Raw genomic sequence first — 26,035 nt, forward strand, 5'->3', positions numbered from 1 at the left:
CGAGTTGTCAGGTTCTACGCTTGCTGCGCAACCGGACGTCGCCTGCGGCAAGCTCTACGTCATGGGTTGCGAGCGCTTACCGCGCCTTGTCTTCACGCCCGCGCAGCACTTGATTGGGCATGGCAATTGCCGCACATAAACCCAGCACTGAAATGGCTGCGCTGACGCTCAGTAAATGGCGGAAGGTCACCTGCAACTCGGCCCGCAAGTTGTCCAGCGCGGGGCCTTGAACCGCGTTGAGTCCGTCCAGCAGCACGTTGCCCGAACTGCCTTCGCCCAGCAGCGGCTGGCCCATGATCGGGGTGATCAACGAATCGTGCAGTAACGCCAACAGCAGTGCCGACATCAACGCCACGCCCATCGCGCCGCCCAGCGAACGAAACAGGTTGGTGGTACTGGTCGCCACGCCGATATCACGTTGCGCGACGCTGTTTTGTGCCCCCACCAGAGAGGTCGGAAACTGCATGCCCGAGGCGATCCCGCTGAGCAGCATGAACACACCGCTCAACAGCTCGGCACTCGGCGGGCTGAGGGCCATGCCAAAAATCGCCAAAGGCATTAACACTGCGCCGCCCAAAATCATCGGTTTGTAATGCCCGGTCACGGACGTCCTGCGCCCGGCAAAGTACGCGCCGATGGGTAAACCGATGGCCAGCGGCAGCAAGTGCAAGGCCGCGCTGTCGGCACCGGCACCGGTGATGCTCTGGTATCGCAGCGGCATCAGTACGATCAACGAGATGGCCTGAAAACTGGTGAAGAACACTGTGCACCAGCACAGCACCGCACTGCGATTGGCAAACAGGTGCATGGGCAGCAGCGGTTCTGGCGCCCCTCGTTCATGCCACACAAACAGCAGCAGTGCGATCAGCGAGGCGCCCAGTAACATCAGCACCTGTTCACTGCGCCAGCTCTGGCCTTGGCCAATCAGCGTGATGCCCAACAGCAAGGAACTCAGGCCGATAATCATCAGCACGGTACCCAGGTAATCAATGATCGGTTTTCGCTGTGGCACCGGCAGCCCGACCAGGGTGCGGTGGGCGATCCACCACGACACCAGCCCCAACGGCAAGTTGATCAAAAACACCCAGCGCCACGACAGGTATTCGGTCATGTAACCGCCCAATACTGGCCCGGCGACGCTGGCCAGCGCGTACATGCTGCTGAAATACCCCTGGTAGCGGCCGCGTTCGCGCGGGGGCACGATGTCACCGATGATTGCCTGGCTGACCGAGATCATCCCGCCCGCACCCATGCCTTGAATGATCCGCGCCAGTACCAACTGCTCCATGTTTTGCGCCAACCCGCAAAACAGCGAGGCCACGGTAAACAGGCCCATGCCAAACAACATCAGGCGCCGCCGGCCATACAGGTCGCCAAGTTTGCCGTAGATCGGCACGGCCACCGTCATGGCCACCATGTAGCCTGAAATCACCCAGGCCAGTTGGCTGACATCTTTGAACTGGGCGGAGATAGCGGGCATCGAGACCGCCACGATGGTCTGGTCCAGCGCCCCGAGGAAAATCGCCAGCATCAGGGCGACCAGGATGCTGCGAATGGCGGGTTTGGCTTGGGCGGGTTGGTTCAGGCTGCTCATCAATACACCTGTGGGCGCAAAGGCACAGGCGCGGCCGCCTGTGGCGTAATGGCGCTCAGTGTACTGGATAGCTGGCTAACGGATGTGCGCAAAAATCGGTGCAGGCGTTATTCCATCAACGGGTGCACCGACCTTGTTATCGCAGTGCGCTGAATGCGGCATTCAACGAGTTGCAGTGCTCGCCCTGGCAACTGGCGGTAAAGCGTGGGGACAAGCGTGTTTGCTCAGCACGGTAGCAGGCGCTGGCGAACAGTACGGCGGCAGCAAATACAACAAACGCGGTCATGCATCTGGTTTTTGTTTTCGTGGTCATGGCAGTCATCTCCTGATACCTAGACGTCACACTTTTAAAGCTAGTACAGACCATCGGACTTGCCACGCCAGTTGTACGACTGCCTTTGTAAGCCTTCATCCCTCAAATGGACTACCTGTTACAAACCTGTGTCCCAGGCAGGCTCTGCTGTGAAACGCTCTGCCAGAAAGTCGAGCATGCTGCGCAGCGCGGCCGGCATGTGTTTGCGCGAGGCGTACACGGCATAAATGTTCATCACCCTGGGTTCGGCCTCGGGCAGCAAGCGCACCAGATCGCCGCGATGCACATGCACGCCGGCCTGATAGCTGGGCAGCAATGAAATGCCTGCGCCCGCGAGGGTCGCGCTGAGCAACGTACTGGCCTCGTTGGCGCTGATATTGCCTTGAACGGGCACCGACACGTCTTCGCCCTGGCAGGTGAAATGCCACAGGCTTTTGCCGAAATATGAGTGGGTCAGACAGTTGTGCAGGCTCAGGTCATCTACCTGCCGTGGCGTTGCGTGCTCACGCAAGTACGCGGGTGCCGCGCACAGCACCGAACGGCACACGGTCAATTTGCGTGCAATCAAACTGGGGTCCAGCTCATTACTGGTGCGGATTGCCAGGTCGATGCGCTCGTCCACCAGATTCACGGTGCGGTCGAGCATTTGCAGGTCAATGGTGACGCCGGGGTTGAGGCGTACATAGTCGGTCACTGCCGCTGCCAGTTGTGATTGCCCGAACGAAGTACTGACACTGATGCGCAACAGGCCGCGAGGTGCATCCCCGGCGGTGCTGACAGCGGCCTGCATGTCTTCGGACAGCTCCAGTAGCTGGCGGCAGCGGGGCAGGGTTTCATTGCCTGCGGCAGTCAGGCTCAGTTTGCGCGTGGTGCGGTGCAGCAACCGCGCGCCCACCCATTCTTCCAGCTCAGCCAAATAGCGCGACACCACCGGGCGCGACAGGTCCAGGTGATCGGCCGCCGCTGACTGGCTGCCGAGGTCGACGACGGAGACGAACACCCGCATTGCAATGAGACGGTCCATGATTTGCCCGATTTGTGAAACAAACTATGTCGCAGCATCGCATTTTTTATGCCCGATCGTGCGACTAAGCTTTGTTCATCGCCGACCTTGGCCTCTTGACTATGGACACCCTCATGACAGCACTGACAACCCTGCGTCGTTTATTCCTCAGCGCCGTTGCGCTGGGTTTTGCCGCCCATGCCGCAGCGGCGCCAGCGCCCTTGACCCTGGACGTGTACAACCCTGGCGCGGCGGCTATTTTTCCGGTGTCTTCCGTGCTGGTCAGCGGTGACAAAGATGCCATTTTGATCGATGCCCAATTCGGCAAGGCTCAAGCGCAGCATGTCGTGGATAAAATCCGCGCCAGTGGCAAACACCTGACCACCATCTACATCAGCCACGGCGACCCGGACTACTACTTCGGCCTTGAAACCCTGACCCAGGCATTCCCGGACGCAAAAGTACTGGCCTCAGCCCCCACGGTTGAACACATCAACCACACCAAAGACGCCAAGTTAGCGTTTTGGGGCCCGCAAATGGGGGGTGATGTACCGGCCAAGCTGATCGTGCCTCAAGTGCTCAAAGGCAATAGCCTGCAACTGGAAGGTCGCGAACTGGACGTCATCGGCCTCAATGGCAAGCAGCCGGACCGCAGTTTTGTATGGATTCCATCGCTCAAGGCCGTGGTCGGTGGTGTGGTGGTGGCCGACAACATCCATGTGTGGATGGCCGACACCCAAACCCCTCAATCCCACAAACAGTGGCTGGCGACTCTCAAACGTATCGACAGCTTGCAGCCCCTGACGGTGGTGCCTGGTCATTACGTCGGTGATAACGACCGCTCAGTGAACGCCGTGCATTTCACGCGTGACTACATCAAGGCGTTTGATGAAGAAACCCTGAAAGCCAAAAACTCGGGCGAACTGATTGCGGCAATGAAAAAACGCTACCCGGACCTGGCCGAAGAGTCTTCGCTGGAACTGAGCGCCAAAGTGGCCAAAGGCGAAATGAAGTGGTGATTCAAGCGCTCAGTGAAACCTGATTTGTCCATTCAACAGGAGAGCGTCATGAGCAACATTGCAATCATTGGTGCCACCGGGCGTGCGGGTAGCCAACGGCTGGAAGAGGCGCTGCGTCGAGGCCATAGCGTGGTCGCCATTGCGTGCCACGCCTAAAAAATCGGCGCACGTACTGGGGCTCTGACCAAGGATGTGGACGTCAACGATGCCCAAACACTCGCGTCAGCGTTCCACGGCTCTCCACGCTTTGTAGTCGCTGACGAGTAACACGAGGCTGCGATCGAGCGCGAAGCGGTCGTAAATCAATCCGCGCACTGCGGTGTACCCGTCGCAAGCGGTTGAATGTTTTGCGACTGCTGCGCAGCCGTACGCAGCCTCGCACGCTCGATAGCGGCTACACGGTTCTCCACGTTTTGTAGTCGCTGACGAGTAACACGAGGCTGCGATCGAGCGCGAAGCGGTCGTAAACCCCAGCACTGCGGTGTACCCGTCGCACGCGGTTGAATGTTTTGCGACTGCTGCGCAGCCGTAAGCAGCCTCGACAGCGGCCACCCGGCTCTCCACGGCTCTCCACGTTTTGTAGTCGCTGACGAGTAACACGAGGCTGCGATCGAGCGCGAAGCGGTCGTAAACCCAAGCACTGCGGTGTACCCGTCGCACGCGGTTGAATGGTTTTACGACTGCTGCGCAGCCGTACGCAGCCTCGCACGCTCGACAGCGGCTACACGGTTCTCCACGGTTCTCCACGTTGTGTAGTCGCTGACGAGTAACACGAGGCTGCGATCGAGCGCGAAGCGGTCGTCAACCCAAGCACTGCGGCGTACCCGTCGCACGCGGTTGAATGTTTTGCGACTGCTGCGCAGCCGTACGCAGCCTCGACAGCGGCCACCCGGTTCTCCCCGGCTCTCCACGTTTTGTAGTCGCTGACGAGTAGCACGAGGCTGCGATCGAGCGCGAAGCGGTCGTCAACCCAAGCACTGCGGCGTACCCGTCGCACGCGGTTGAATGGTTTTACGACTGCTGCGCAGCCGTACGCAGCCTCGACAGCGGCCACCCGGTTCTCCCCGGCTCTCCACGTTATGTAGTCGCTGACGAGTAACACGAGGCTGCGATCGAGCGCGAAGCGGTCGTCAACCCCAGCACTGCGGCGTACCCGTCGCACGCGGTTGAATGTTTTTGCGACTGCTGCGCAGCCGTACGCAGCCTCGCACGCTCGACAGCGGCTACACAGTTCTCCACGGTTCTCGACGTTTTGTAGTCGCTGACGAGTAACACGAGGCTGCGATCGAGCGCGAAGCGGTCGTCAATCCCAGCACTGCGGCGTACCCGTCGCACGCGGTTGAATGGTTTTACGACTGCTGCGCAGCCGTACGCAGCCTCGCACGCTCGACAGCGGCTACACAGTTCTCCACGGTTCTCCACGTTTTGTAGTCGCTGACGAGTAACACGAGGCTGCGATCGAGCGCGAAGCGGTCGTAACCCCAAGCACTGCGGCGTACCCGTCGCACTCGGTTGAATGTTTTGCGACTGCTGCGCAGCCGTACGCAGCCTCGCACGCTCGACAGCGGCTACACAGTTCTCCACGGTTCTCCACGTTATGTAGTCGCTGACGAGTAACACGAGGCTGCGATCGAGCGCGAAGCGGTCGTAAATCCGCGCACTGCGGTGTACCCGTCGCACGCGGTTGAATGTTTTGCGACTGCTGCGCAGCCGTACGCAGCCTCGCACGCTCGACAGCGGCTACACGGTTCTCCACGGTTCTCCCCGGCTCTCCACGCTTTGTAGTCGCTGACGAGTAACACGAGGCTGCGATCGAGCGCGAAGCGGTCGTCAACCCAAGCACTGCGGCGTACCCGTCGCACGCGGTTGAATGTTTTTGCGACTGCTGCGCAGCCGTACGCAGCCTCGCACGCTCGACAGCGGCTACACAGTTCTCCACGGTTCTCCACGTTTTGTAGCCGCTGAGGAGTAACACGAGGCTGCGATCGAGCGCGAAGCGGTCAATGGTTTACGCGTCAGCCGCTACGGGTCTCTGCGGCTTTTTCCACCAACCAGTGCATCAGTTCACGCAAGGGCGCGGACGGTTCGCTGCGGGGCGGGCACACCAGGTAATACGCCGCGCCGGTTTTTACCTTCAAATCAAACGGTATGGCCAATCGGCCTGCCTTTACATCGTCCCCCACCAACGACCAGTCGCCAATCGCGACACCATTGCCTTGCGCCGCTACGCTCATGGCCAGGTCCAGGGTGTCGAAATACTGCCCTTTACGCGTTGTCGCAACATCCGCGCCCGCCGCACTCAACCACAGCGCCCAATCGCGTTGGTCACGGCTGGGGTGCAGTAAGGTGTGTTGCTCCAGGTCACGCAGGCTGTTGAGCGATGCGCTGCCTTCTAACAACTGTGGGGCGCAAACCGGGGTGAGCTGTTCGTCGAACAAGTGTTGGCCTTGGCGCTTTGGCCCCGGTAAAGGGCTGTAGACCACCGCAGCATCAAACGCCTCATGCCGAAAATCTACCCCGTGGTGCACGCTGCTGGTGAGTTCGACGGGTACGTCGGGGCGCAGGGTTTGCCAGTCCTGCAACGTGGGCATCAGCCAGCGCAACAGGCAGCTCGGGGCTTTGAGTTGCAGCGGTGTGCGACGAATGCTGGCGTGTTCGATGGCTTCGTCGATCAGGTTAAAGGCTTGCTCAATACGCGGCAGTAATGCCTGGCCCTGTTCGGTGAGGCTCAAACCTCGCGCCTGACGGTGGAACAGCGCAAACCCTAATTGATCTTCAAGCCCGGCGATTTGTCGACTGACGGCGCCCTGGGTGATGTGCAAGTGCTCGCCCGCCCGGGTGAAGTTGCAGTGGTGGGCCGTGATCAAAAATGTGTGCAATGCGGGAAGAGGCGGTAAGCGTTTCATAGGGGCTGAGCCATGCGTGCAGGACATGGCCAGTATGAGCAGGTTTACGTTGTGCGCGCTACCTGCGCTCGCTTCAATGGTTGCCATCGGGACCCCATCGTCCAGGCTGCGATGTCCAGTCCCAGGCACAACAAGAGAGGGCGTAATTGATGGCTACCTGCGGCGAAGTGTTGGTCAAGTTATTGGAAGCCTACGGCGTTGAGCACGTTTTCGGTATTCCCGGGGTGCACACCATTGAGCTGTACCGGGGGCTGGCAGGTTCCAGCATCCGGCACATTACCCCGCGTCATGAGCAGGGCGCAGGCTTTATGGCCGACGGCTATGCGCGCAGCAGCGGCAAACCGGGCGTGTGTTTCATCATCACCGGGCCGGGCATGACCAATATCGCCACGGCGATGGGCCAAGCCTACGCGGACTCGATCCCGATGCTGGTGATCTCCAGCGTGCAGTCGCGCAGCCAGTTGGGCGGGGGGCGCGGCAAACTGCATGAGTTGCCCAATCAGGGTGCGCTGGTGGCGGGTGTGGCCGCGTTTTCCCACACCTTGATGTCGGCGGCCGAGTTGCCCGGCGTGCTGGCGCGAGCATTTGCGCTGTTTCAGGCCGCACGGCCAAGGCCGGTGCATATCGAAATCCCGCTGGATGTGCTGGTTGAAAATGCAGACGCGCTGCTCCACAGCCCGCCGATGACACTCGCGCGCCCCGGCCCTTCAGTTGCTGCTATTGAGCAGATGAGCGAGCGCCTGATGCACGCCAGACGTCCGCTGATTCTGGCCGGTGGCGGCGCCATTGACGCGGCCCCGGCGCTTACCTTATTGGCTGAGCGCTTAGGCGCCCCCGTCGCATTGACCATCAACGCCAAAGGCATGCTGCCCACCGCGCACCCGTTATTGATCGGCTCGGTGCAATCGCTGGCGGCCACCCGGGCATTGGTGGCTGAGGCCGATGTGGTATTGGCCATTGGCACGGAGCTTGCGGAAACCGACTACGACGTATTTTTTGGCGGAGGGTTTGAGATCCCCGGCGCTTTGCTGCGCATCGACATTGATAGCGACCAGACGGTGCGTAACTATCTGCCGACGCTGGCGCTGGTGGCCGATGCGCGGTTGGCCGCCGAGGCGTTACTGGCTGCGCTCAGTCAACGTTCGCTGGCCCCACGCGAAACCGCTTGGGGGGCTGCACGCGCGCAACGCTTGCGGCTTGACGTGGATGCTCAATGGGACGCGCCGACCCGCGCGCAAACGCACTTCATACACTGCGTATTCGACGTCTTGCCAGACGCGGTCTGCGTGGGCGATTCCACCCAACCCGTCTATACCGGCAATTTCACCTTCAACCCTGCGCAGCCACGGCGCTGGTTCAACTCGGCCACCGGCTACGGCACGCTGGGTTATGCGTTGCCTGCCGCTGTTGGCGCCTGGTTGGGGCGGCGGGCCGCAGGCAAGGCGGGTGGCCCGGTGGTGTGTCTGATCGGTGATGGCGGTTTGCAGTTCACCTTGGCGGAGCTGGCCAGCGCGGTGGAAGCGCGCACGCCCATCATCGTGCTGCTGTGGAATAACCAGGGGTATGGCGAAATCAAAAAATACATGCTCAACCGGGGTATCGAGCCAGTCGGTGTCGACATCTACACTCCCGACCTGGTGGGTGTCGCCAGAGCGTTGGGCTGCGCGGCGGAATCTGTGGCGGATGAAGCGCAATTACGCACGGCGCTGGCCACGGCGGCAGGCCGACAGGGGCCTAGCGTGATCGAGATTGATGAACACCAATGGCAGCAATCGTTGGGCTTATAAACGCATGCGCAGGCGCGCCAGATCCCTGACCGGTGGCGCGCCGAATTGGCGGCTGTACTCGCGGCTGAATTGCGACGGGCTTTCATACCCCACGCGATAGCCTGCCGCTGACGCGTCGAGCCCTTCGCAGAGCATCAAGCGGCGTGCTTCATTGAGGCGCAGTTGTTTCTGGTATTGCAGCGGGCTCATGGCCGTCATTGCCTTGAAGCGGTGATGCAGCGTCGACACGCTGAGATTGGCTTCACGGGCCAGGCTATCAATACGCAACGGTTGCTCAAAATTACCGTTGAGCCATGACACGGCCCGGCTCACACGGTGGGTTTGGCTGTTTTCGGTAGCAATTTCATACAGCCGGTAGCCCAGCGGGCTGCGCAGCAAGCGGTAAAGAATTTCGCGGCGAATCAACGGCGCGAGCATGGCGATGTCACGCGGGGTGTCCAGAAGCCGGGTGAGGCGCAAAAGGGCGTCAAGCATGACTTGATCGATTGGTTCGACGTACAGGCCGCGTCCAGCCGTGCGCGACGGCATCCCTATGGGCCCGGCATCGCTGATCAACGTTTTGATTTCCATCGGGTCGATGTCCAGGCGCAGGGCCAGGACCGGGCGTTCGGGTGATATCTCCACCACCCGGCCACTGATGGGCATCGACACGCTCACCACAAGATAATTAAGCGGATCGTAGGCGAAATACTCATCGCCCAGCCGCACTTCTTTGCGGCCCTGGGCGAGGATGCACAAGGCCGGTTGCGGCAAGCTGGGCGAAAAGTCGCTGGAGTAGCTGTAGCGCGACATGAACAGCGCGCCGACAGCGCTTTGGACGGTGCCGTCCTCGCGCGTATGGCGATAGATAAGGTCAGCCAACTCCACGCGTTTTTCTTCGAGGGCAGCGTCGAGTGTGGCCTGGGGCGGTTCCAGCAGTGACATCGGCACGTCCTGATTCAGCGGTGATGGGACCCTAGCTTAAGTTTGTGCAAGGCAGGGGGGTAGCCAATTTCTGCCGCACACTTGCCTGATCCTGTCAGGCCACACCGTAAGTGACGTGCAGACGGCGTTTCAGGGCAGGGAGATTGCTTGAAACGGCCGCTGAGAGTGAGGTGAGTGCATGGGCGATGAGTTTTTCGCGAGTGGGCTGTTTGGCACAATTGTGCAATCGAGGGGCAGGAATCGACTAACGGTCAGGTGACGGTGGCCCCTAAGCTTTGAACCTCCCCTCACGCCACTTTCTTTTGTGGAGGCCACCATGCCCCAGTCCCCTGTTGTCAGTCACACGACCTTGGTACGCGCCCGCATTGGCTGTGCGGCGCAAGTCCAGACATGCCTGAACCAACTGATTGAACCTACGCTGCAAACGCCCGGTTGCCTGCATTTTGCCTTGCAACATTCCCACAGCGACCCGTTGCTGTGGCACGTCGCAGGGTATTGGCAAGATGAGCCGTCGATGCAGGCGTACTTCCATTCACCGGTGATGCAGGTTTACAGCGAGCTGGTGCATGAACAGGTTGTCGATCACCTGGATTTTCAGACCTTCAGCGATGTGGCCTGCGCAGGTTTGCGCCAGCGCACCGGTTAAGCGGGTAGAATGCCGCTTTTTCACAGGCCGGAATTTGAAACATGGCACGTAAGGAATTTGCACAGTTTGAAGCCGTCTCGGCAGTGGTTCCGGTGGAACCTGGGGTTTACCACGCAGCGATAGCCGTTAAAGCCTTGTACGAAGGTGGTGCACCGCGCTTTCACACGATTTTGCCGGGCCAGACCTTCAGCACCGCGACGGCAGCCGATGCTGCCGCCGAGCAGCAACTTCACGCCCTGCAAGGCGTGAGCGAAGACGCTGAACTGGTCTGGTAGTTATTGGGGGCGGTGCATCTTGAACAGTGCTTCAGGGCCAAGCTGGAAGTAATCTGCCGGGCCGCCGCCGCGCAAGATCGGTTCGGCGGCGGCCGTGTCGTAAATCCCGTCTTTGAGCAGATGTTTGGCGATGTGCACCGCCACCACTTCACCCAAAATCAGCCAACTGGGCACTAATGCCTTGTCTGCACGTTGCAGCTGAATAATCTGCGTCACCTTGCATTCGAATGACACCGGTGTTTCAGCCACCCGCGGCACACTCACCACCCGCGACGCGACAGTCGTCAGCCCCGCCAGCTCAAATTCATTCACATCCGGCCCGACTCTGGCGCAGCTCTGGTTCATGGCCTCGGCCAGTGGGCGCGTGGCCAGGTTCCAGACGAACTCGCCGGTTTGCTCAATGTTGTTGAGGCTGTCTTTGCGCCCCACACTGCAAAAACCAATGATCGGCGGGATGTAGTTGAACGCGTTGAAAAAACTGTAAGGCGCAAGGTTCAGCCGGCCTTGGGCATCCTGTGACGAAATCCAGCCTATCGGGCGCGGCCCGACAATGGCGTTGAACGGATCGTGGGGCAGACCGTGGCCCAGGGATGGTTCGTAGAAATGGATATCGTCAGGCATCAGAAGTGTCCGTAAACAGCTGAATTAGAAGGCCCTATAGTGCAAGGCAATGGGGCGAAAGACAAAGTTTGTCTCAACCGGTTGTGAGTGATTGGCCTTGATTTGAATCAGCTCGCAGCCCTCGGCAGCGACGGCAGGTTTTGCGTCCCCAAAAAATGACTAAGCCCGGCCGAGGCCGGGCTGATGTGCCGCGATCAGGTGTTAGCTGAAGCGGGCACCTTGCGTGCGGTCATAGCCATCTTCAGCAAAGGTCGCCGAGTGAGTGCGGTCAAAACCGTCGGCAGCAAACGTGGCTGAGTGGGTGCGGCTGTAGCCGTCCTCTGCAAAGGTCGCCGAGTGAGTGCGATCAAAACCGTCGGCAGCAAATGTGGCTGAGTGGGTGCGGCTGTAGCCGTCCTCTGCAAAGGTCGCCGAGTGAGTGCGATCAAAACCGTCAGCGGCAAAGGCGTTGAGGGCCAGGGCAGAGAGGGCAGTGGCGAGGATCAGTGAGGTTTTCATGGTAGTGCTCCGTGTTGCGTGTAAGGGGTGTTAAGTGGGTATGGCTCTAAGGTTACGCCGATCAATTCGATTAAAAAGCGCAAAAAATAGCACTAAAGAATCGTTTTATTCGATGTATTAAGGCATGGCTTCGCCGATTCACGTTGCGATCATTCGGGCGTTAAGCCTTCGATCAAAACGCGTATCGCTTCAGGGGCTTTATTGAGGCTGAGCGTGAGCTTTTAGAATTAACGGACAATTAATTCCGAAAAATCTTACGCAATTAGTGGCGGGGGGAGTTGCAGGGGCAGGTTGCTCAGGACTCAACGCAACCGGTAAAGCGACCGCTAAACCCTTTGACGGGGTGCCTCACAGGCACCGCCGTCATTGGGTCCAGGACCGCTTCGCATTGAAGCCTCGGCTACGCAGCCTTGGCAGACGACGTTTAGTCGGTCTCGATGCGCGAGTGTTTACGGGTGTCTTTCATGGTGGCGTACACCAGCAGCGAGCAGGCGATACACGCCGTGACGTACCAGTAGTAACCGGTTTCCATGCCAGCGCTTTTGAACCACAGTGCGATGTATTCGGCCGTGCCGCCAAAGATCGACACGGTCAGGGCATACGGCAGGCCCACACCCAGTGCGCGAATTTCAGTCGGGAACAGCTCTGCTTTAACCACCGCGTTGATCGAGGTATAGCCGCTGACGATGATCAGTGCCGCCATGATCAGGAAAAACGCGCCCCACCACGTAGTGATGGTGTGCAGCGTGGTGAGGATTGGCACGGTGAACAAGGTGCCCAGCACGCCGAACGCGATCAGGATCGGACGACGCCCCACTTTGTCTGAGAGCGCGCCTACCAGCGGTTGAATGCACATGAACAGGAACAGCGTGGCAGCCGAAATCGTGGTCGAGTCCGAAATGCTCATGCCCACCGTGTTCACCAGGTATTTCTGCATGTACGTGGTGTAGGTGTAGAACGCCAGCGTACCGCCCATGGTCAGGCCGACCACCGTCATCAGCTCTTTGGGATGGCGCAGCAAGGTGCGCATGGCACTTTCTTTAGGCTTGACCTTGGTCTTTTTGAAGGACTCGGTTTCTTCCATGCCGCGACGCAGGTAGAGCGCGACCACTGCACACAGCGCACCGATCACAAACGGCACACGCCAGCCCCAGCTGTAGAGTTGCTCTTCGGTCAGGGTTTGTTGCAACACGATCAACACGCCCAGCGCGATGAGCTGACCCGAAATCAGGGTCACGTACTGGAAGCTGGAGAAGAACCCGCGGCGCTCCTTGGTGGCCATTTCGCTCAGGTAGGTTGCCGAGGTGCCGTATTCGCCACCTACCGACAAGCCTTGCAGCAAGCGGGCAAAGACCAGCAGCACTGGCGCCCAGACGCCGATGCTTTCGTAACCCGGCGACAGCGCGATGATCAGTGAGCCGAAGCACATCAGCAGCACCGAAGCCATCAGCGCGGCCTTGCGGCCTTTGCGGTCAGCGTACAGGCCCATCAGCCAGCCGCCGATGGGGCGCATCAAAAAGCCCACGGCAAAAATCGCGGCGGTGTTGAGCAGTTGTGCAGTGGTGTCGCCTTTAGGGAAAAAGGCCTTGGCGAAGTACAGCGAGAAAGCCGCGTACACATACCAGTCGTACCACTCGACCATGTTGCCGACGGAACCACTGAAAATGGATTTGATGCGACTGGAGGTGGTCTTTTCTGGTGGGGTCGTAGAGGCCGACCCGGCAGGCAGGGAACTGGCGTTATCCATTAAATGGATCCTTCTATTTTTGGTTTTGTTATAGCGCGTCAAAACGCGTGCTTACGGGGCAATAGCAGGAGTTGTGCCAAGATGTGAACCCCCGGTTTATAAGGGGTTCAATTGATAAGTGAGCGGAAATCCGCTGATTCACACTTTGCGGTGAGCGGATTTCCGCCGATGCGGCTGAGCCAGCGTCTGCGAACCGATATCAAGCGTCATTCAAAAACGCTTCTCGCACCAAGCCATGACGCTGCATTTTTTCGTTGAGCGTGCGGCGCGGCAGTTGCAGCTCGGCCATCACTGCCTTGATATCGCCTTTGTGCCGGGTCAAGGCTGAGCGCAGGCATTGGGCCTCAAAGGCTTCTTGTTGGGCCACCAGCGATTGCCCCACCTCAGGTTCATCCCATTGCGGTTCACCCAGGCCCAACACCTGACGCTCGGCCACGTTGGCCAGTTCGCGCACGTTGCCTGGCCAGTCGTGGCTGAGCAGTGTGGTCAATTGCACGCCGCTCATCGGTTGCACGCTACGGCCCAAGCGTTCAGCGGCGCTGCGCGAAAAATACTCGTACAACAGCGGGATGTCTTCGCGGCGCTCGCGCAAGGGTTGCAGGCGCAATTCGGCCACCGTCAGGCGGTAGGCCAGGTCTTCGCGAAACCGCCCGGCGCGGGCTTCTTCCAGCAAGTCCGGTTTGGTGGCGGCAATCACCCGCAAGTCCACATGAATGCTTTGGTTGGAGCCTAGCCGCTCCAGTTTTTGCTCCTGCAATACCCGCAGCAGTTTGGCTTGTTGAGCCAGTGGCATGCTTTCGATCTCGTCGAGAAACAAGGTGCCGCCATCGGCGTATTCGAGCTTGCCGATACGCTTGCCTTGCGCCCCGGTAAAGGCGCCGCTTTCGTGCCCGAACAATTCTGCTTCGAATAATTGCTCGGGGATGGCGGCACAGTTGAGCGCCACAAACGGTTTGTCGGCACGCGGGCCAAAGTCATGCAGGCAACGGGCAACCAGCTCCTTGCCGCTGCCGGTCTCACCGCGAATCAATACATTGACCGGCAACGGTGCCAGGTCCATGACTTGGCGGCGCAAGGTGTGCAAGCTGCGGGACACGCCCAAAAGGCGCCCCTCGATCTGTTCGCGCAGGTCGACCTGTTCATGCAAGCGCCGGTTTTCCAGCACCAGTTGACGCTTTTCCAGGGCGCGGCGCAGGCTGCTGAGCAGCGCATCCGGGCTGAAGGGTTTTTCCAGAAAGTCGTAGGCGCCGTCGCGCATGGCTTCGACGGCCATCGGCACGTCGCCGTGGCCGGTGAGCAAAATCACCGGCAAATCGGGGTCCAGTTGTTGCAAACGTGTGAGCAAGGCAAGCCCGCCCATGCCTGGCATGCGCACGTCGCTGACAATCACCCCGGCAAAGTGTGCGGGCAACTGGCTCAGGCAGTCTTCGGCGCAACTGTACAGCTGCACCTCAAAGCCGCTCAGGCTCAGCCACTGTTCCACGGCAGACCGAATGCTGGCTTCATCATCGACCACGATTACCGAGTTGAGCATGGGTCAAAGTTCCTGTGCGATGGGCAGCGTCAGCGTGAACAGCGCGCCCTCGGCATGGTTGCAAGCGGTCAGGCGGCCGCCGAGTTCGTGAACAATGGCGTAAGACACCGCCAGCCCCAAGCCCAATCCATCCCCCACCGGTTTGGTGGTGAAGAAGGGGTCGAAAATTTTACCCAAATGTTCGTCGCTGATACCGCCTCCGCTGTCGCTGAGGGTCAAGTGCCACAGCTGTTGATCGGCTTCGATGCGAATCTCCAGGTGCTTGCGCGGGGTGTCGCGCATGGCATCCAGCGCGTTACGCAGCAGGTTGATCAGCACTTGCTCCAGACGGATGGCATCACCGCGCACCCAGGCCGGGCGTATGAGCTGGATGTCCAACTCAACCCCTTCCTCCTTCAGGCGTGGTTCTACCAGCTGTAAGGCCTGATCGACCACACTGGCCAGGTCCAGCCGTTCGCGCAGGCCGCTGGGGCTTTGCCGGGCGTAGGTCTTGAGGTGGCCTGTGAGCGCCGCCATGCGTGTCAACATGTGCTCAAGGGGTGTCAGCGCTTTATAGGCGTCCTCAATACGACCGTGGTCGAGCAGCAGGCGCAGGGTCGCCAATTGCATGCGCTGGGCGGTCAGAGGCTGGTTGATTTCATGGGCCAGCGCTGCTGACATCTGCCCCAACGCCGCGAGCTTGGCCGATTGCACCAGCCCGTCCTGCGCGGTGCGCAAATCTTTGGTGCGGGCTTCAACCAGTTGCTCAAGCTCTTCGCGATTGCGCTGGCGCAACCTTCCAATGCGCCAGCGTTGCAGCAAAAAAAGCCCCAGGAAAACCAGCGTCAGCCACAGGCCGATGGCGGCCAGCGCCGCATTTCGTCCATCCTCGGCAGCAGTGGGCGGCTTGCGTAACAAGTGCAAGGTCCAGCCTTCGGCTTTGAGCGCCAGTGAACCCCACAAGTAATCGGCCGGGCCGCCGGGGCCGTCAACCCGGCTCAGGTAGCTGTTGTCGCCAAAGCTTTGCAGCGTGCGTGTGGCCATCAGGCTGAGCGGCTGTTTGTCGTATTGACGGGTGGTGGCAATCTCGCTGCGGTCAGTGTCGTTCAACGCGCGTAGATGGCGATAACGCCAGCCGGGCTGGTTGGCAATAAACACAATGCCTCGTGCATCACTGACCAGCAGCGTGTCGTTGCCCTGGCTCCATTCGCGCTCCAGCTCCGGGAATTCAAGCTTGACCACGATAGCGCCCAAAAACGCGCCGTTGGCATCGTGCAGTGCACTGGATAAAAAGTAGCCCGGAATCCCGCTGGTCACACCCACGGCAAAAAAGCGCCCGGTGCCCTGGCTGCGGGTTTGGCTGAAATAAGGCCGAAATCCGTAGTTATGGCCGACGTAACTGTTGGAGGTGTTCCAGTTACTGGCGGCAACTGCCAGGCCGGTGCTGTCGAGCAACTCCAGGGTCGAAGACTGCGCGGCGCCATTGATACGTTCAAGTTTGCGGTTGAGCTGGGTCTGTATGTCGGCCGTGACCGGCCCCGCCAGCGCCGAAATCAACTCGGGGTCTTGTGCCAAAACAGCCGGTAATGCGCGGTAGCGTTCAATCAGGGTGTGCAGCGAGTTGGCATACAGGTTCAACTGCTCGGGGCCGCGTCGGGCGCTTTCTTCTAATGCCTGCTGCTTGGCCTGCTGCATGGCCCAACTGCCAACCACCGCCGCTCCCATCAGGATTAACACGGTGTACAGCGCCAAACGCAGATAACGGGACGTCACGGGCATAGTGGCCATACGCTCGATTAGGGGGCGCAAACGATAGCATGCAGGCATGCCGGGCCAATAATGGCGTTTGCGCAAAGCCGCATAAAGCATGACACAGGTCTATGTCATGAGCGGGTGAAGCGATTGCGCAGGGCGCACTCGGGCGTGGCGTCAGGGGCGCTGATGCGGCACGCCGTGAATGGCCACCAGGCTCAACAACTGACCGTCAGTCAGCGCAAATTGGCCGTCGATTTCGCGCCCGTGTTGCCAGTGCTCAGAGAGATCAGTCAGCAGGCGCAAGCGCACCTGCCCGTTCGGCGTCCAACTGAGGACTTCGGCGTGTTCAAAATAAAAGCGCGTGTTCACCAGCGGATACAGGGCTTTGAACAAGCTTTCCTTGATCGAAAACGTCAGCGTGACCCCCAGCGCCATGTGCTCAGGAGGGCTGGCGGCCATGCGCTCCAGCTCGGCTGGGGTCAGGATCTCTTTGGCCAGACGTTGCGCGCGTTCTGCACTGAGCAGGTTTTCAAGGTCGATGCCAATGCCTTGCCAGTCACGCTTGAGCGCTACCACCGCCGCGGCGCGGCCGTTGCTGTGGGTGATGGCACCGCTGATGTGCGCGGGCCACACGGGCGCCCGGTCTTCGCCGATGGCGGGTGCGCCAAGGGTGCCGTCCAATTGCAGCAAGGCGGCGCGAGCGCACAGGCGCCCGGCCAGAAATTCGGCTTGGCGTTTGGCCACCGAGCGTTGAATACTGGCGGGCATTTCGATGGCACTGCGCGCAAAGTCATCCACGCCAAGCTGTGCCGGAACGAAGTCTGTGCTGCGCCATACGCTGCCGGGCAGTGGCTGGGGCATGGGCCAGTCGGCACGCAAGGGCGTGCAGCAGGCGGGCAAGGCGGGGAGTCGGGTCATGCCGCGCATTTTGCCGGGTCTGGGCCGAGCTGGGTAGGGGGCCGGTACTCTTGGACTATTGTTCAGAGTGTGTTCAGGGCCAAACCCGTAGAGTGCGGGTGTGTTTTATGCCTTTGCAGGCGCGATCAAGCGTGGGAGAGCGCGATGAAATTGCTGGTGGTTGAAGATGAGGCGCTGTTGCGTCATCACTTGCAAACCCGCCTCACGGAAAAGGGGCATGTGGTCGAGGCGGTGGCCAATGCTGAAGAAGCCTTGTACCAGAGTGAACAGTTCAACCACGACTTGGCGGTGATCGACCTGGGCTTGCCCGGTTTGGGCGGGCTGGAGCTGATCCGCGAGTTGCGTAAACGCGGCAAGACCTTTCCGATCCTGATCCTCACGGCGCGCGGGAACTGGCAGGACAAAGTGGAAGGGCTGGCGGCGGGTGCCGACGATTACGTGGTCAAGCCCTTTCAATTTGAAGAGCTGGAAGCGCGATTGAATGCCTTGTTGCGCCGCTCCTGCGGTTTTACCCAATCGACCATTACTGCGGGCGAACTGGTGCTGGACATCAATCGCAAGCAAGCGAAGCTTGAGGATGAGCCGCTGGCGCTGACGGCCTATGAATACCGGATTCTGGAATACCTGATGCGTCATCACCAACAGGTGGTGGCCAAGGACCGACTGATGGAGCAGCTGTACCCGGATGACGAGGAACGTGATCCGAATGTGATCGAGGTGCTGGTCGGGCGCCTGCGACGCAAGTTGGAGGGGGCAAACGGCTTTAAGCCAATCGATACCGTGCGCGGCTTGGGGTATCTGTTTACTGAGCGCTGCCGATGATTCGATCGCTGCGCGTCAGATTGATGCTCGCGGCCACGTTGCTGGCCGTGTTGTTCATGCTTGCGCTGTTACCGGCCATGCAGGGGGCTTTCAGTCTGGCGCTCAAAGACGCCATCGAGCAGCGTTTGGCTTCAGATGTCACCACCCTGATTTCTGCCGCACGGGTCGACAAAAATCACCTGAAAATGCCGGCCCTGCTGCCGGACGAACAATTCAACCTGCCGGACAGCCGCCTGCTCGGCTACATCTATGACCGCGAGGGGCACCTGGTGTGGCGCTCGCGGGCCACGCAAGAAGAAACCATCAACTACAAGCCGCGCTACGACGGGCGCGGCAACGAGTTTGCAAGCATTCGCGAGGACAACGGCGAAGAGTTCTTCGTCTATGACGTGGAGGTCAAGCTGCTGGGCGGCAAAAGCGCGGCCTTCAGCTTCGTCGCGTTGCAGCCCATGCGCGAATACAACATGACCCTCGCCGGGCTGCGTGAAAATCTTTACCTGGGATTTGGCGCGGCATTGTTTGTGTTGCTGGCGCTGTTATGGATTGGTTTGACGTGGGGGTTACAAGCCTTGCGACGTTTGAGTCAGGAACTGGACCAGATTGAAACCGGCGAGCGCGACAGCCTCAGCGAGCAACACCCGCGTGAATTGCTGCGGTTGACCGGCTCCTTGAACCGCCTGCTGCAAAGCGAGCGCGAACAACGCGCGCGGTACAGGGATTCGCTGGATGATCTGGCCCACAGCCTGAAAACACCGCTGGCGGTGTTGCAGGGGGTCAGTGAAAGCATGGCGCAGCGTCCGCAAGACCGTGAACAGGCGTGGGTGCTGCAAACCCAGATCGAACGCATGAACCAGCAGATCAGCTACCAGTTGCAGCGGGCCAGCTTGCGTAAAAGCGGTTTGGTGCGCCATCAGGTTGAGCTGATCCCGGTGGTTGAAAGCCTGTGCAACACCCTTGAGAAGGTCTATCGCGACAAACGGGTCAACGTCAGCTACGACATCCCGGCCTTGAGCCATGTGCCGATAGAGCAAAACGCGCTGCTGGAATTGCTCGGCAACTTGCTGGAAAACGCCTGGCGGCTGTGTTTGAGCCAAGTGCGCATCAGCCTGCATCGCACTCAAGCAGGTATCGACGTCTGCGTGGAAGATGACGGTCCCGGTGTACCGCCCGATCAGCGTGCGCGTATTCTGCAACGCGGCGAACGTCTTGATCGTCAGCATCCGGGGCAGGGCATCGGCCTGGCAGTGGTCAAAGACATCATTGAGAGCTACGACGCACAACTGACCCTCGATGATTCACCCTTGGGCGGGGCAGCGTTCCGCATCCATTTTCCGGCGCTATGAAGCACCTGTAGTCGCTGTCGAGGTACGAGGCTGCGATCGGCTGCGCCGCAGTCGCACCCTTGTACCTGAGCAGCGACCTGCCAATCTCGAAGGCGGAAACCCGCCATCTGCTGTGTTCATTTACGCCAAATGGGCGGAAACCCGCCAAAGTTGTCCTACAAGATTTATCTGCAATTTCCTACAAGGCTGGGTGCTGCCGGGCGTTGGCGAGGTTTAGTCAACATTGGCCCGCGCCTTGCAATAAGTGCGAGAGGTCTGCCGTTAGAGCAGCTCGACACAACAAATCCCTCCAAGTACAGGAGGGTTCGCGCTTTGGGCGTTGCCGGTCTCAGATGGAATGATGGCCGAGTGATGCACTTGAGGAACTTTGCAATGACGACTCGTCAGCCACTGTACAAATCCCTGTATGTGCAAGTGATCGTAGCGATCACCATCGGCATTTTGCTGGGCCACTACTACCCGGAAACCGGCGTAGCACTCAAACCGTTGGGTGATGGCTTTATCAAATTGATCAAAATGGTCATTGCCCCGATCATTTTCTGTACGGTGGTGAGCGGTATTGCCGGTATGCAGAGCATGAAGTCGGTCGGTAAAACCGGCGGTTATGCACTGCTCTACTTTGAAGTGGTCTCCACCATTGCGCTGTTGATCGGTCTGGTCGTTGTCAACGTGGTGCAGCCGGGCGCCGGCATGCACATCGACGTGTCTACCCTGGACGCCTCCAAAGTCGCGGCTTACGTGACCGCGGGTGCAGACCAGAGCATCGTTGGCTTCATCCTGAACGTGATCCCGTCGACCATCGTCGGTGCCTTCGCCAATGGCGACATCCTGCAAGTGCTGATGTTCTCGGTGCTGTTCGGTTTTGCCCTGCACCGCCTGGGCGCCTACGGCAAGCCGGTGCTGGACTTCATCGACCGCTTCGCCCACGTGATGTTCAACATCATCAACATGATCATGAAGCTGGCCCCACTGGGTGCGCTGGGTGCGATGGCCTTCACCATCGGTGCTTACGGCGTCGGTTCGCTGGTGCAGCTGGGTCAACTGATGATCTGCTTCTACATCACCTGCGTGCTGTTCGTGCTGGTGGTGCTGGGTGGTATTGCCCGCGCTCACGGTTTCAGCGTAATCAAGCTGATCCGCTACATCCGTGAAGAACTGCTGATCGTGCTGGGCACCTCCTCATCCGAGTCCGCACTGCCACGCATGCTGGTGAAGATGGAGCGTCTGGGCGCCAAGAAGTCTGTTGTAGGCCTGGTGATCCCGACCGGTTACTCGTTCAACCTTGACGGCACCTCGATCTACCTGACCATGGCTGCGGTGTTTATCGCGCAAGCCACCGACACGCACATGGACATCACGCACCAGATCACCCTGTTGCTGGTGCTGTTGCTGTCGTCCAAAGGGGCGGCGGGCGTGACGGGTAGCGGCTTTATCGTACTGGCGGCCACGCTGTCGGCCGTTGGCCACTTGCCGGTGGCTGGCCTGGCGTTGATTCTGGGTATCGACCGTTTCATGTCCGAAGCCCGTGCCCTGACCAACCTGGTGGGTAACGCGGTCGCGACTCTGGTGGTTGCCAAGTGGGTCAAGGAGCTGGACGAAGACACGCTGCACGCTGAGCTGGCTTCTGGTGGTCGTCCGCTGGAAGAAACCCGCCCTGAAGACGATTTGGGTGTAGCTGAAGGCCCAACCCCTTCGCTGATGAAGTAACGCGCAGCGCATTAAAAAACCCATCTTCGGATGGGTTTTTTATTGCGCGTTATTCGACGCGGGTCAGGCCGCTGAATATCAGGGTTTCGCGGCATTTACGGCACAGGTAGCGCCGTCCTTTTTTTACCAGCCCGTGACGTTGCGCGGTGAACGCAAAGTCGCTGTCGGGGCAGGGGCAGCGGTAAATGTAGCGGGTGACGCTGCGGCGCTTGATGTCGTAGGTGTGGCAGCGGTTGGGCGGCAGTTCGTACACGCCGCGCATGATCAGTTGCCACTCTTCGCCATGGGCCGCGATGCGTTCGCCAAACAGTTGATGGGCGATCAGGTGCGCGACCTCGTGGGCCACGGTCTGCTTGAGAAAGTCTTCACTGTTTTCGCGGTACAGCTGGGGGTTAAAGCGCAGCAGGTTTTCATGCAGATGGGCGACGCCAGCCTTTTGGCCGCGCAATTTGAAACTGACCACGGGGCGTTTGAAGGGGCGCTTGAAAAACACTTCGGCCTGTTTGAAACAGTCTTCGACGCGGGTATTGAGCAACTCGGGCATGCGGTTCGGTTCTCCAGAAGCCGCGATTATGCCGCAAGTGCAAAGGCTTCCGAACCGCTTACTGCTCAATGGTCACGCACCCGGTAGGCGCTGGCGAAGGCTGCGAGCGGTTAAAAGACTCAAAGCTCGCAACCTTTGGCAACGCCTACCGGGTGGGGCGGGCGCGTTAATTGGTGTAGACGGGGCCGACCCCCAAGCCCCATACGATCACGGTGAAGGCCATGATCGCGACGAGCACCACCAGGCCGACCGCAAGCACCGAGCTTGAAAACAAAAAGCCTTCATCCGGGTCGATGCTCATGAAGGTTGGCAAGCCGACGTACAGCAAGTAAACGGTGTAGCAGATCGCTGCGGTGCCCACGGCCATGCCCAGCCACATGTGCGGATACAGCGCGGCCAGCCCGCCGATAAACAGCGGCGTGGCGGTGTAGGTGGCGAATGCCACGCAGCGCGCCATGCTCGGTTGCGCGTCATAGGTGCGGGCCATCCAGTGAATGAAGGCCCCCATCACGCCCACGCCCACCAGCATGGACAGGTAAGACATCACGGTCATCCACAGCGCACTTTCAGTGGTCAGCATCACCGGGGCACGGCTGCCGATGACCCAGCCGACCTGAGTGGTGCCAATAAAGGCGGAAATGGCCGGGATCGCGGCCAGGATCAACGTATGGGTGAAGTACATGTGGCTGATGCTTTCTTCGGCATCGCCACGGATCTGGCGCCACTCTTTATCGGGGTGGGTGAAAAGGCCCACAACGTGATGGATCATGGCTGTCGCTCCTGTAGTAAGACGCATCGCCCCCAGTGGGACGCGTGCCGGTCGCGCAGCCTGAATAGGTGATCAAGTGAGAGGGCTTGCGGCCTTATGTCGCAGTATAGGAAACCTGCCGCCCAATAGAGCCGGTGCTTTAGAGCATATTGTGCTGTCAGGCCGGGGGTTAATCGCTTTGGCGTCTTAAGCCTTGCACAGGGGGTTCGTGCGTCGCGAATTTAGGGGTAAAATCGCCAGCTTTTGTCTTAACTCGCGGAATTGAAGCGCTATGGGCACTCTGTCGGTCTCTCAAATAAAACTCCAGAAACGCCTGCGCCGATTGACCGGTGAGGCCGTTGCCGATTTCAACATGATCGAGCATGGCGACAAGGTGATGGTCTGCCTGTCGGGCGGCAAAGACAGCTACACGCTGCTTGATGTGCTGCTGCATTTGCAGAAAGTGGCGCCCATCCGCTTTGAAATCGTCGCCGTGAACATGGACCAAAAACAGCCGGGCTTCCCTGAAGACGTGCTGCCGGCCTATCTCAAAGCGTTGGGCGTTGAGTACCACATCGTCGAAAAAGACACCTATTCGGTGGTCAAGGAACTGATTCCAGAGGGCAAGACCACCTGTTCGCTGTGCTCGCGCCTGCGCCGTGGCACGCTGTACACCTTCGCTGACGAAATCGGGGCGACCAAGATGGCTTTGGGGCATCACCGCGACGACATCGTTGAGACCTTCTTCCTCAATATGTTCTTCAACGGTCACCTCAAGGCGATGCCGCCCAAGCTGCTGTCCGATGACGGGCGCAACGTGGTGATCCGCCCGCTGGCGTACTGCAAAGAAAAAGACATTCAGGCCTACGCCGATGTGCAGCAGTTCCCGATCATCCCGTGCAACCTGTGCGGTTCTCAGGAAAACCTGCAACGCCAAGTGGTCAAGGACATGCTTCAAGAGTGGGACCGCAAAACGCCGGGCCGCACCGACAGCATCTTCCGCAGTTTGCAGAATGTGAACCCGTCACAATTGGCCGATCGCAACCTGTTTGACTTTGCCAGCCTGAAAATCGATGACACGGCAGCCTCGCGTTTCGTCAATGTGCTGAACCTCTGAGCCGTTCGCAGGCTCTGATCCCACACGTAACACCCCAACTGCCAAGAGGAGAGGGCATGCGCGACTACAAATGGCTGCACGAGTATTGTTTGAACCGTTTTGGTTCTGCCGCCGCGCTCGAAGCCCACTTGCCTGTGCCGTTAAACGCAGCCCAGTTGCGGGCGATTCCAGACGACCGTTACCTCTCGACCCTGGCCTTGCGCGTATTTCGCGCCGGGCTCAAACACAGTGTGGTTGATGCCAAGTGGCCGGTGTTTGAAACCGTTTTTTTTGGCTTCGACCCGGAAAAAGTAGTGCTGATGGGCGCAGAACACCTGGAGCGCCTGATGCAGGACGCCCGGATCATTCGGCATTTGGGCAAGCTTAAAAGCGTGCCACGCAATGCGCAGATGGTGCTCGACATCGCTCACGAGCACGGCAGCTTTGGTGCATTTATCGCTGACTGGCCGGTGACCGACATCGTGGGCTTGTGGAAGTACCTGGCCAAGCACGGGCACCAATTGGGCGGGCTTTCGGCCCCGCGTTTTTTGCGCATGGTGGGCAAAGACACCTTCGTGCCGAGCTATGACGTGGTGGCGGCGTTGAATGCGCAAAAGCTGGTGGACAAAGCGCCGACCAGCCTGCGGGATTTGGCCATTGTGCAAAACGCTTTCAACCAATGGCATGCCGAGAGCGGGCGGCCGATGTGCCAGCTGTCACAAATGCTGGCCTTCACCGTCAATCACTGATTAACCCCTGTAGTCGCTGCCGCAGGCTGCGATCAATCTTCAGCGATCTCGCATCCTGTGGCCGCGACTACAAGGGCGTCGATAACCCAGCGTCGCAGCCTCGTCTTACTCGCCCGCCAGCCGCCGGTCCAACTGATGGCGCCAGCGCACAAACAGCATCGCGCTGACAAACACCGCCACACTGCCGGCAATTTCCAGCACACCGAACAGCTGACGGTTGGGGTCGAAGGCCGCCAGTGCGCCTTTGATCAGGTACAAATTGATCACATAACAGGTGAAGGAGTGCCCGCGCGGGTTGCCGAGCAGCATGCCGGGCACCAGAAACATCAGCGGCACCAACTCGATCAGCAAAATCACCCAGGGACGGGCGCCATGCAAGTTGGCGAACATCAGGTAGTACACGCACAGCAAGCCGATAAAGCCAAAGAAGCACACCAGGCTTAGCGCCCGCATGAGGCGCACGCGCGGCTGTAGCCACTCGATGGACGGCAGCACTTTGGGCTGTTTAGCCACGGGTGTTCTCCAGTTTCAGCGCGATGCCGGCGAGGCGTTGGCCCAGTGCACGACACAACGCGATTTCGTGTTCGTCCAGCCCGCGTTTACCGTCGGCGCCCGCATGGTGGCTTGGCCCGTAAGGCGTGCCGCCTGCGGTGGTCTGTAGCAAGGCCGATTCGCTGTAAGGCAGGCCGGTGACGAGCATGCCGTGGTGCATCAGTGGCAACAGCATCGACAGCAAGGTGGTTTCCTGACCGCCGTGCAAGCTGGCGGTGGAGGTGAACACGCCAGCCGGTTTGCCCACCAGGGCACCGGTCAGCCACAGGTTGCTGGTGCCATCCAAAAAGTATTTGAGAGGCGCGGCCATGTTGCCGAAGCGGGTCGGGCTGCCCAATGCCAGGCCCGAGCAGTTTTTCAAGTCATCGAGGCTGGCGTACAGCGCGCCTTCAACTGGAATCGCAGGGGCCACGGCTTCGCATTCAGTGGAAATCGCTGGCACGGTGCGCAAGCGTGCCTCCATGCCGCCTTGCTCAATGCCGCGGGCGATTTGGCGTGCCATTTCGCTGGTCGAGCCATTGCGGCTGTAATACAGCACCAGAATGTAAGGCGTGCTCACGGCAGAATCTCCAGGACTTTTTCGGGCGGGCGACCGATCACGGCGTGGTTGCCGACGACCAGAATCGGGCGCTCGATGAGTTTGGGGTGAGCGGCCATCGCGTCGATCAACTGTGCATCGCTCAGGTTGCTGTCAGCCAGGTTGAGGGTTGTGTATTCCTCTTCACCGGTGCGCAGCAGTTGGCGGGCGCTGATCTTCAGTTTGGCCAGCAGATCGCTCAGTTGGGCTGCGTTGAGTGGCGTTTCGAGGTAACGCACCACGTTGGGCGTCAGGCCCTGAGCCTGGAGGAGTTCGAGCGCACCGCGCGATTTCGAGCAGCGCGGGTTGTGATAAAGCGTCAGATCGGTCATGTGCGGGTCGCATCTTGCGTAAGGTGGCGGCTATTCTACCCGCCTG

25 protein-coding genes and 1 pseudogene are annotated in these 26,035 nt (G+C 59.7%); 10 read left to right on the forward strand and 16 right to left on the reverse strand.

Going from position 1 to position 26,035, the window contains the following annotated elements; translation table 11 throughout:
* Nucleotides 1-76 precede the first annotated feature (76 nt).
* The 3 genes from ACP7A4_RS03180 to ACP7A4_RS03190 form a co-directional block, all read right to left on the reverse strand.
* The gene (locus ACP7A4_RS03180; RefSeq protein WP_059761552.1) at nt 77-1,594 is read right to left on the reverse strand and encodes an MDR family MFS transporter; all 1,518 of its coding nucleotides are present in this window, start codon (nt 1,592-1,594) and stop codon (nt 77-79) included.
* 136 nt (nt 1,595-1,730) lie between these two features.
* Nucleotides 1,731-1,907: a hypothetical protein gene (locus ACP7A4_RS03185; RefSeq protein WP_156425770.1), complete on the reverse strand. Its 177-nt coding sequence runs from the start codon at nt 1,905-1,907 to the stop codon at nt 1,731-1,733.
* 118 nt (nt 1,908-2,025) lie between these two features.
* Nucleotides 2,026-2,931: a LysR family transcriptional regulator gene (locus tag ACP7A4_RS03190; protein ID WP_426245489.1), complete on the reverse strand. Its 906-nt coding sequence runs from the start codon at nt 2,929-2,931 to the stop codon at nt 2,026-2,028.
* A 113-nt stretch (nt 2,932-3,044) separates the two neighbouring features.
* Here ACP7A4_RS03190 and ACP7A4_RS03195 point away from each other — a divergent pair, with 113 nt between their 5' ends.
* Both ACP7A4_RS03195 and ACP7A4_RS03200 read left to right on the forward strand, forming a co-directional pair.
* A complete protein-coding gene (locus ACP7A4_RS03195; protein WP_426245491.1) occupies nt 3,045-3,929 on the forward strand; it encodes an MBL fold metallo-hydrolase in 885 nt (294 codons plus the stop codon).
* Nucleotides 3,930-3,977: 48 nt separating this feature from the next.
* Nucleotides 3,978-4,166, forward strand: a pseudogene (locus ACP7A4_RS03200) (NAD(P)-dependent oxidoreductase); the annotation flags it as partial.
* A 1,778-nt stretch (nt 4,167-5,944) separates the two neighbouring features.
* Here the strand turns inward: ACP7A4_RS03200 and ACP7A4_RS03205 are convergent.
* Nucleotides 5,945-6,835 (reverse strand): LysR substrate-binding domain-containing protein, encoded by an 891-nt coding sequence (locus ACP7A4_RS03205; protein ID WP_426245493.1) that lies wholly within the window; start codon nt 6,833-6,835, stop codon nt 5,945-5,947.
* 149 nt (nt 6,836-6,984) lie between these two features.
* Between ACP7A4_RS03205 and ACP7A4_RS03210 the strand changes: the two genes are divergently transcribed.
* Nucleotides 6,985-8,622 carry a 5-guanidino-2-oxopentanoate decarboxylase gene (locus ACP7A4_RS03210; protein WP_426245495.1) on the forward strand — a complete coding sequence of 546 codons (1,638 nt, stop codon included), beginning with the start codon at nt 6,985-6,987 and terminating at the stop codon, nt 8,620-8,622.
* On the opposite strand, the gene ACP7A4_RS03215 is transcribed toward ACP7A4_RS03210, so the two are convergent.
* Complete coding sequence (locus ACP7A4_RS03215; protein ID WP_059761794.1) at nt 8,617-9,546, reverse strand: AraC family transcriptional regulator; 930 nt, start codon at nt 9,544-9,546, stop codon at nt 8,617-8,619. The genes ACP7A4_RS03210 and ACP7A4_RS03215 overlap by 6 nt on opposite strands.
* A gap of 316 nt (nt 9,547-9,862) precedes the next feature.
* On the opposite strand from ACP7A4_RS03215, the gene ACP7A4_RS03220 reads away from it, so the two are divergent.
* On the forward strand, nt 9,863-10,192 hold the full coding sequence (locus ACP7A4_RS03220) for a putative quinol monooxygenase (RefSeq protein WP_426245497.1): 330 nt from the start codon (nt 9,863-9,865) through the stop codon (nt 10,190-10,192).
* Between the two features lie 41 nt (nt 10,193-10,233).
* A complete protein-coding gene (locus tag ACP7A4_RS03225; protein WP_048362829.1) occupies nt 10,234-10,467 on the forward strand; it encodes a hypothetical protein in 234 nt (77 codons plus the stop codon).
* Here the strand turns inward: ACP7A4_RS03225 and ACP7A4_RS03230 are convergent, their stop codons facing one another.
* From ACP7A4_RS03230 to ACP7A4_RS03255, 6 genes are all read right to left on the reverse strand, one after another.
* The gene (locus ACP7A4_RS03230; protein ID WP_048362830.1) at nt 10,468-11,088 is read right to left on the reverse strand and encodes a flavin reductase family protein; all 621 of its coding nucleotides are present in this window, start codon (nt 11,086-11,088) and stop codon (nt 10,468-10,470) included.
* Between the two features lie 201 nt (nt 11,089-11,289).
* On the reverse strand, nt 11,290-11,586 hold the full coding sequence (locus ACP7A4_RS03235) for a hypothetical protein (RefSeq protein WP_203302826.1): 297 nt from the start codon (nt 11,584-11,586) through the stop codon (nt 11,290-11,292).
* A gap of 424 nt (nt 11,587-12,010) precedes the next feature.
* Nucleotides 12,011-13,333 carry an MFS transporter gene (locus tag ACP7A4_RS03240; protein WP_048362832.1) on the reverse strand — a complete coding sequence of 441 codons (1,323 nt, stop codon included), beginning with the start codon at nt 13,331-13,333 and terminating at the stop codon, nt 12,011-12,013.
* 199 nt (nt 13,334-13,532) lie between these two features.
* Nucleotides 13,533-14,867 (reverse strand): sigma-54-dependent transcriptional regulator, encoded by a 1,335-nt coding sequence (locus tag ACP7A4_RS03245; protein WP_048362833.1) that lies wholly within the window; start codon nt 14,865-14,867, stop codon nt 13,533-13,535.
* A gap of 3 nt (nt 14,868-14,870) precedes the next feature.
* The gene (locus ACP7A4_RS03250) at nt 14,871-16,625 is read right to left on the reverse strand and encodes an ATP-binding protein (protein WP_426245501.1); all 1,755 of its coding nucleotides are present in this window, start codon (nt 16,623-16,625) and stop codon (nt 14,871-14,873) included.
* A 150-nt stretch (nt 16,626-16,775) separates the two neighbouring features.
* On the reverse strand, nt 16,776-17,519 hold the full coding sequence (locus ACP7A4_RS03255) for a 4'-phosphopantetheinyl transferase family protein (RefSeq protein WP_426245503.1): 744 nt from the start codon (nt 17,517-17,519) through the stop codon (nt 16,776-16,778).
* 144 nt (nt 17,520-17,663) lie between these two features.
* On the opposite strand from ACP7A4_RS03255, the gene ACP7A4_RS03260 reads away from it, so the two are divergent.
* The 3 genes from ACP7A4_RS03260 (at nt 17,664) to ACP7A4_RS03270 (ending at nt 21,391) form a co-directional block, all read left to right on the forward strand.
* Nucleotides 17,664-18,341 (forward strand): response regulator, encoded by a 678-nt coding sequence (locus tag ACP7A4_RS03260; protein WP_059761797.1) that lies wholly within the window; start codon nt 17,664-17,666, stop codon nt 18,339-18,341.
* Nucleotides 18,338-19,684 (forward strand): ATP-binding protein, encoded by a 1,347-nt coding sequence (locus ACP7A4_RS03265; protein ID WP_059761798.1) that lies wholly within the window; start codon nt 18,338-18,340, stop codon nt 19,682-19,684. Before ACP7A4_RS03260 ends, ACP7A4_RS03265 begins: the two co-directional genes overlap by 4 nt.
* A gap of 372 nt (nt 19,685-20,056) precedes the next feature.
* Nucleotides 20,057-21,391 carry a dicarboxylate/amino acid:cation symporter gene (locus tag ACP7A4_RS03270; RefSeq protein ID WP_048362837.1) on the forward strand — a complete coding sequence of 445 codons (1,335 nt, stop codon included), beginning with the start codon at nt 20,057-20,059 and terminating at the stop codon, nt 21,389-21,391.
* Between the two features lie 49 nt (nt 21,392-21,440).
* Here the strand turns inward: ACP7A4_RS03270 and ACP7A4_RS03275 are convergent, their stop codons facing one another.
* Entirely contained in the window at nt 21,441-21,935 is a 495-nt protein-coding gene (locus ACP7A4_RS03275; RefSeq protein ID WP_048400987.1) for a SprT family zinc-dependent metalloprotease, read from the reverse strand.
* Nucleotides 21,936-22,101: 166 nt separating this feature from the next.
* A complete protein-coding gene (locus ACP7A4_RS03280; protein WP_048362839.1) occupies nt 22,102-22,704 on the reverse strand; it encodes a Yip1 family protein in 603 nt (200 codons plus the stop codon).
* Between the two features lie 271 nt (nt 22,705-22,975).
* Between ACP7A4_RS03280 and ttcA the strand changes: the two genes are divergently transcribed.
* Together ttcA and ACP7A4_RS03290 are read left to right on the forward strand one after the other, a co-directional pair.
* On the forward strand, nt 22,976-23,800 hold the full coding sequence (gene ttcA, locus ACP7A4_RS03285; protein WP_048362840.1) for a tRNA 2-thiocytidine(32) synthetase TtcA: 825 nt from the start codon (nt 22,976-22,978) through the stop codon (nt 23,798-23,800).
* Nucleotides 23,801-23,856: 56 nt separating this feature from the next.
* Nucleotides 23,857-24,528, forward strand: a complete 672-nt coding sequence (locus ACP7A4_RS03290; protein WP_059761799.1) for a DNA-3-methyladenine glycosylase I — start codon at nt 23,857-23,859, stop codon at nt 24,526-24,528.
* A gap of 105 nt (nt 24,529-24,633) precedes the next feature.
* On the opposite strand, the gene ACP7A4_RS03295 is transcribed toward ACP7A4_RS03290, so the two are convergent.
* From ACP7A4_RS03295 to arsC, 3 genes are read right to left on the reverse strand one after another with little or no spacing between them, the layout of a single operon-like run.
* The gene (locus ACP7A4_RS03295) at nt 24,634-25,041 is read right to left on the reverse strand and encodes a DUF2069 domain-containing protein (protein ID WP_059761800.1); all 408 of its coding nucleotides are present in this window, start codon (nt 25,039-25,041) and stop codon (nt 24,634-24,636) included.
* Nucleotides 25,034-25,639 (reverse strand): NAD(P)H:quinone oxidoreductase, encoded by a 606-nt coding sequence (gene wrbA / locus ACP7A4_RS03300; RefSeq protein ID WP_426245508.1) that lies wholly within the window; start codon nt 25,637-25,639, stop codon nt 25,034-25,036. Before wrbA ends, ACP7A4_RS03295 begins: the two co-directional genes overlap by 8 nt.
* Nucleotides 25,636-25,989: an arsenate reductase (glutaredoxin) gene (gene arsC, locus ACP7A4_RS03305; RefSeq protein WP_426245510.1), complete on the reverse strand. Its 354-nt coding sequence runs from the start codon at nt 25,987-25,989 to the stop codon at nt 25,636-25,638. Before arsC ends, wrbA begins: the two co-directional genes overlap by 4 nt.
* Between the last annotated feature and the right edge of the window lie 46 nt (nt 25,990-26,035).

Origin of the sequence: Pseudomonas sp. TWR3-1-1 (assembly GCF_049896545.1) — a bacterium.
Taxonomy (GTDB): domain Bacteria; phylum Pseudomonadota; class Gammaproteobacteria; order Pseudomonadales; family Pseudomonadaceae; genus Aquipseudomonas; species Aquipseudomonas weihenstephanensis.

Bases quoted from the DNA above. Each gene is read 5' to 3' on its own strand.
- ACP7A4_RS03195 (WP_426245491.1), top strand. From the start codon at position 3,045: ATGACAGCACTGACAACCCTGCGTCGTTTATTCCTCAGCGCCGTTGCG.
- ACP7A4_RS03265 (WP_059761798.1), top strand. From the start codon at position 18,338: ATGATTCGATCGCTGCGCGTCAGATTGATGCTCGCGGCCACGTTGCTG.
- arsC (WP_426245510.1), bottom strand. From the start codon at position 25,989: ATGACCGATCTGACGCTTTATCACAACCCGCGCTGCTCGAAATCGCGC.
- ACP7A4_RS03225 (WP_048362829.1), top strand. From the start codon at position 10,234: ATGGCACGTAAGGAATTTGCACAGTTTGAAGCCGTCTCGGCAGTGGTT.
- ACP7A4_RS03240 (WP_048362832.1), bottom strand. From the start codon at position 13,333: ATGGATAACGCCAGTTCCCTGCCTGCCGGGTCGGCCTCTACGACCCCA.
- ACP7A4_RS03250 (WP_426245501.1), bottom strand. From the start codon at position 16,625: ATGCCCGTGACGTCCCGTTATCTGCGTTTGGCGCTGTACACCGTGTTA.
- ACP7A4_RS03275 (WP_048400987.1), bottom strand. From the start codon at position 21,935: ATGCCCGAGTTGCTCAATACCCGCGTCGAAGACTGTTTCAAACAGGCC.
- ACP7A4_RS03220 (WP_426245497.1), top strand. From the start codon at position 9,863: ATGCCCCAGTCCCCTGTTGTCAGTCACACGACCTTGGTACGCGCCCGC.
- ACP7A4_RS03270 (WP_048362837.1), top strand. From the start codon at position 20,057: ATGACGACTCGTCAGCCACTGTACAAATCCCTGTATGTGCAAGTGATC.
- ACP7A4_RS03245 (WP_048362833.1), bottom strand. From the start codon at position 14,867: ATGCTCAACTCGGTAATCGTGGTCGATGATGAAGCCAGCATTCGGTCT.
- ACP7A4_RS03290 (WP_059761799.1), top strand. From the start codon at position 23,857: ATGCGCGACTACAAATGGCTGCACGAGTATTGTTTGAACCGTTTTGGT.
- ACP7A4_RS03210 (WP_426245495.1), top strand. From the start codon at position 6,985: ATGGCTACCTGCGGCGAAGTGTTGGTCAAGTTATTGGAAGCCTACGGC.
- ACP7A4_RS03215 (WP_059761794.1), bottom strand. From the start codon at position 9,546: ATGTCACTGCTGGAACCGCCCCAGGCCACACTCGACGCTGCCCTCGAA.
- ACP7A4_RS03190 (WP_426245489.1), bottom strand. From the start codon at position 2,931: ATGGACCGTCTCATTGCAATGCGGGTGTTCGTCTCCGTCGTCGACCTC.
- ACP7A4_RS03235 (WP_203302826.1), bottom strand. From the start codon at position 11,586: ATGAAAACCTCACTGATCCTCGCCACTGCCCTCTCTGCCCTGGCCCTC.
- ttcA (WP_048362840.1), top strand. From the start codon at position 22,976: ATGGGCACTCTGTCGGTCTCTCAAATAAAACTCCAGAAACGCCTGCGC.
- ACP7A4_RS03255 (WP_426245503.1), bottom strand. From the start codon at position 17,519: ATGACCCGACTCCCCGCCTTGCCCGCCTGCTGCACGCCCTTGCGTGCC.
- ACP7A4_RS03260 (WP_059761797.1), top strand. From the start codon at position 17,664: ATGAAATTGCTGGTGGTTGAAGATGAGGCGCTGTTGCGTCATCACTTG.
- ACP7A4_RS03180 (WP_059761552.1), bottom strand. From the start codon at position 1,594: ATGAGCAGCCTGAACCAACCCGCCCAAGCCAAACCCGCCATTCGCAGC.
- ACP7A4_RS03205 (WP_426245493.1), bottom strand. From the start codon at position 6,835: ATGAAACGCTTACCGCCTCTTCCCGCATTGCACACATTTTTGATCACG.
- ACP7A4_RS03185 (WP_156425770.1), bottom strand. From the start codon at position 1,907: ATGACCACGAAAACAAAAACCAGATGCATGACCGCGTTTGTTGTATTT.
- ACP7A4_RS03230 (WP_048362830.1), bottom strand. From the start codon at position 11,088: ATGCCTGACGATATCCATTTCTACGAACCATCCCTGGGCCACGGTCTG.
- ACP7A4_RS03280 (WP_048362839.1), bottom strand. From the start codon at position 22,704: ATGATCCATCACGTTGTGGGCCTTTTCACCCACCCCGATAAAGAGTGG.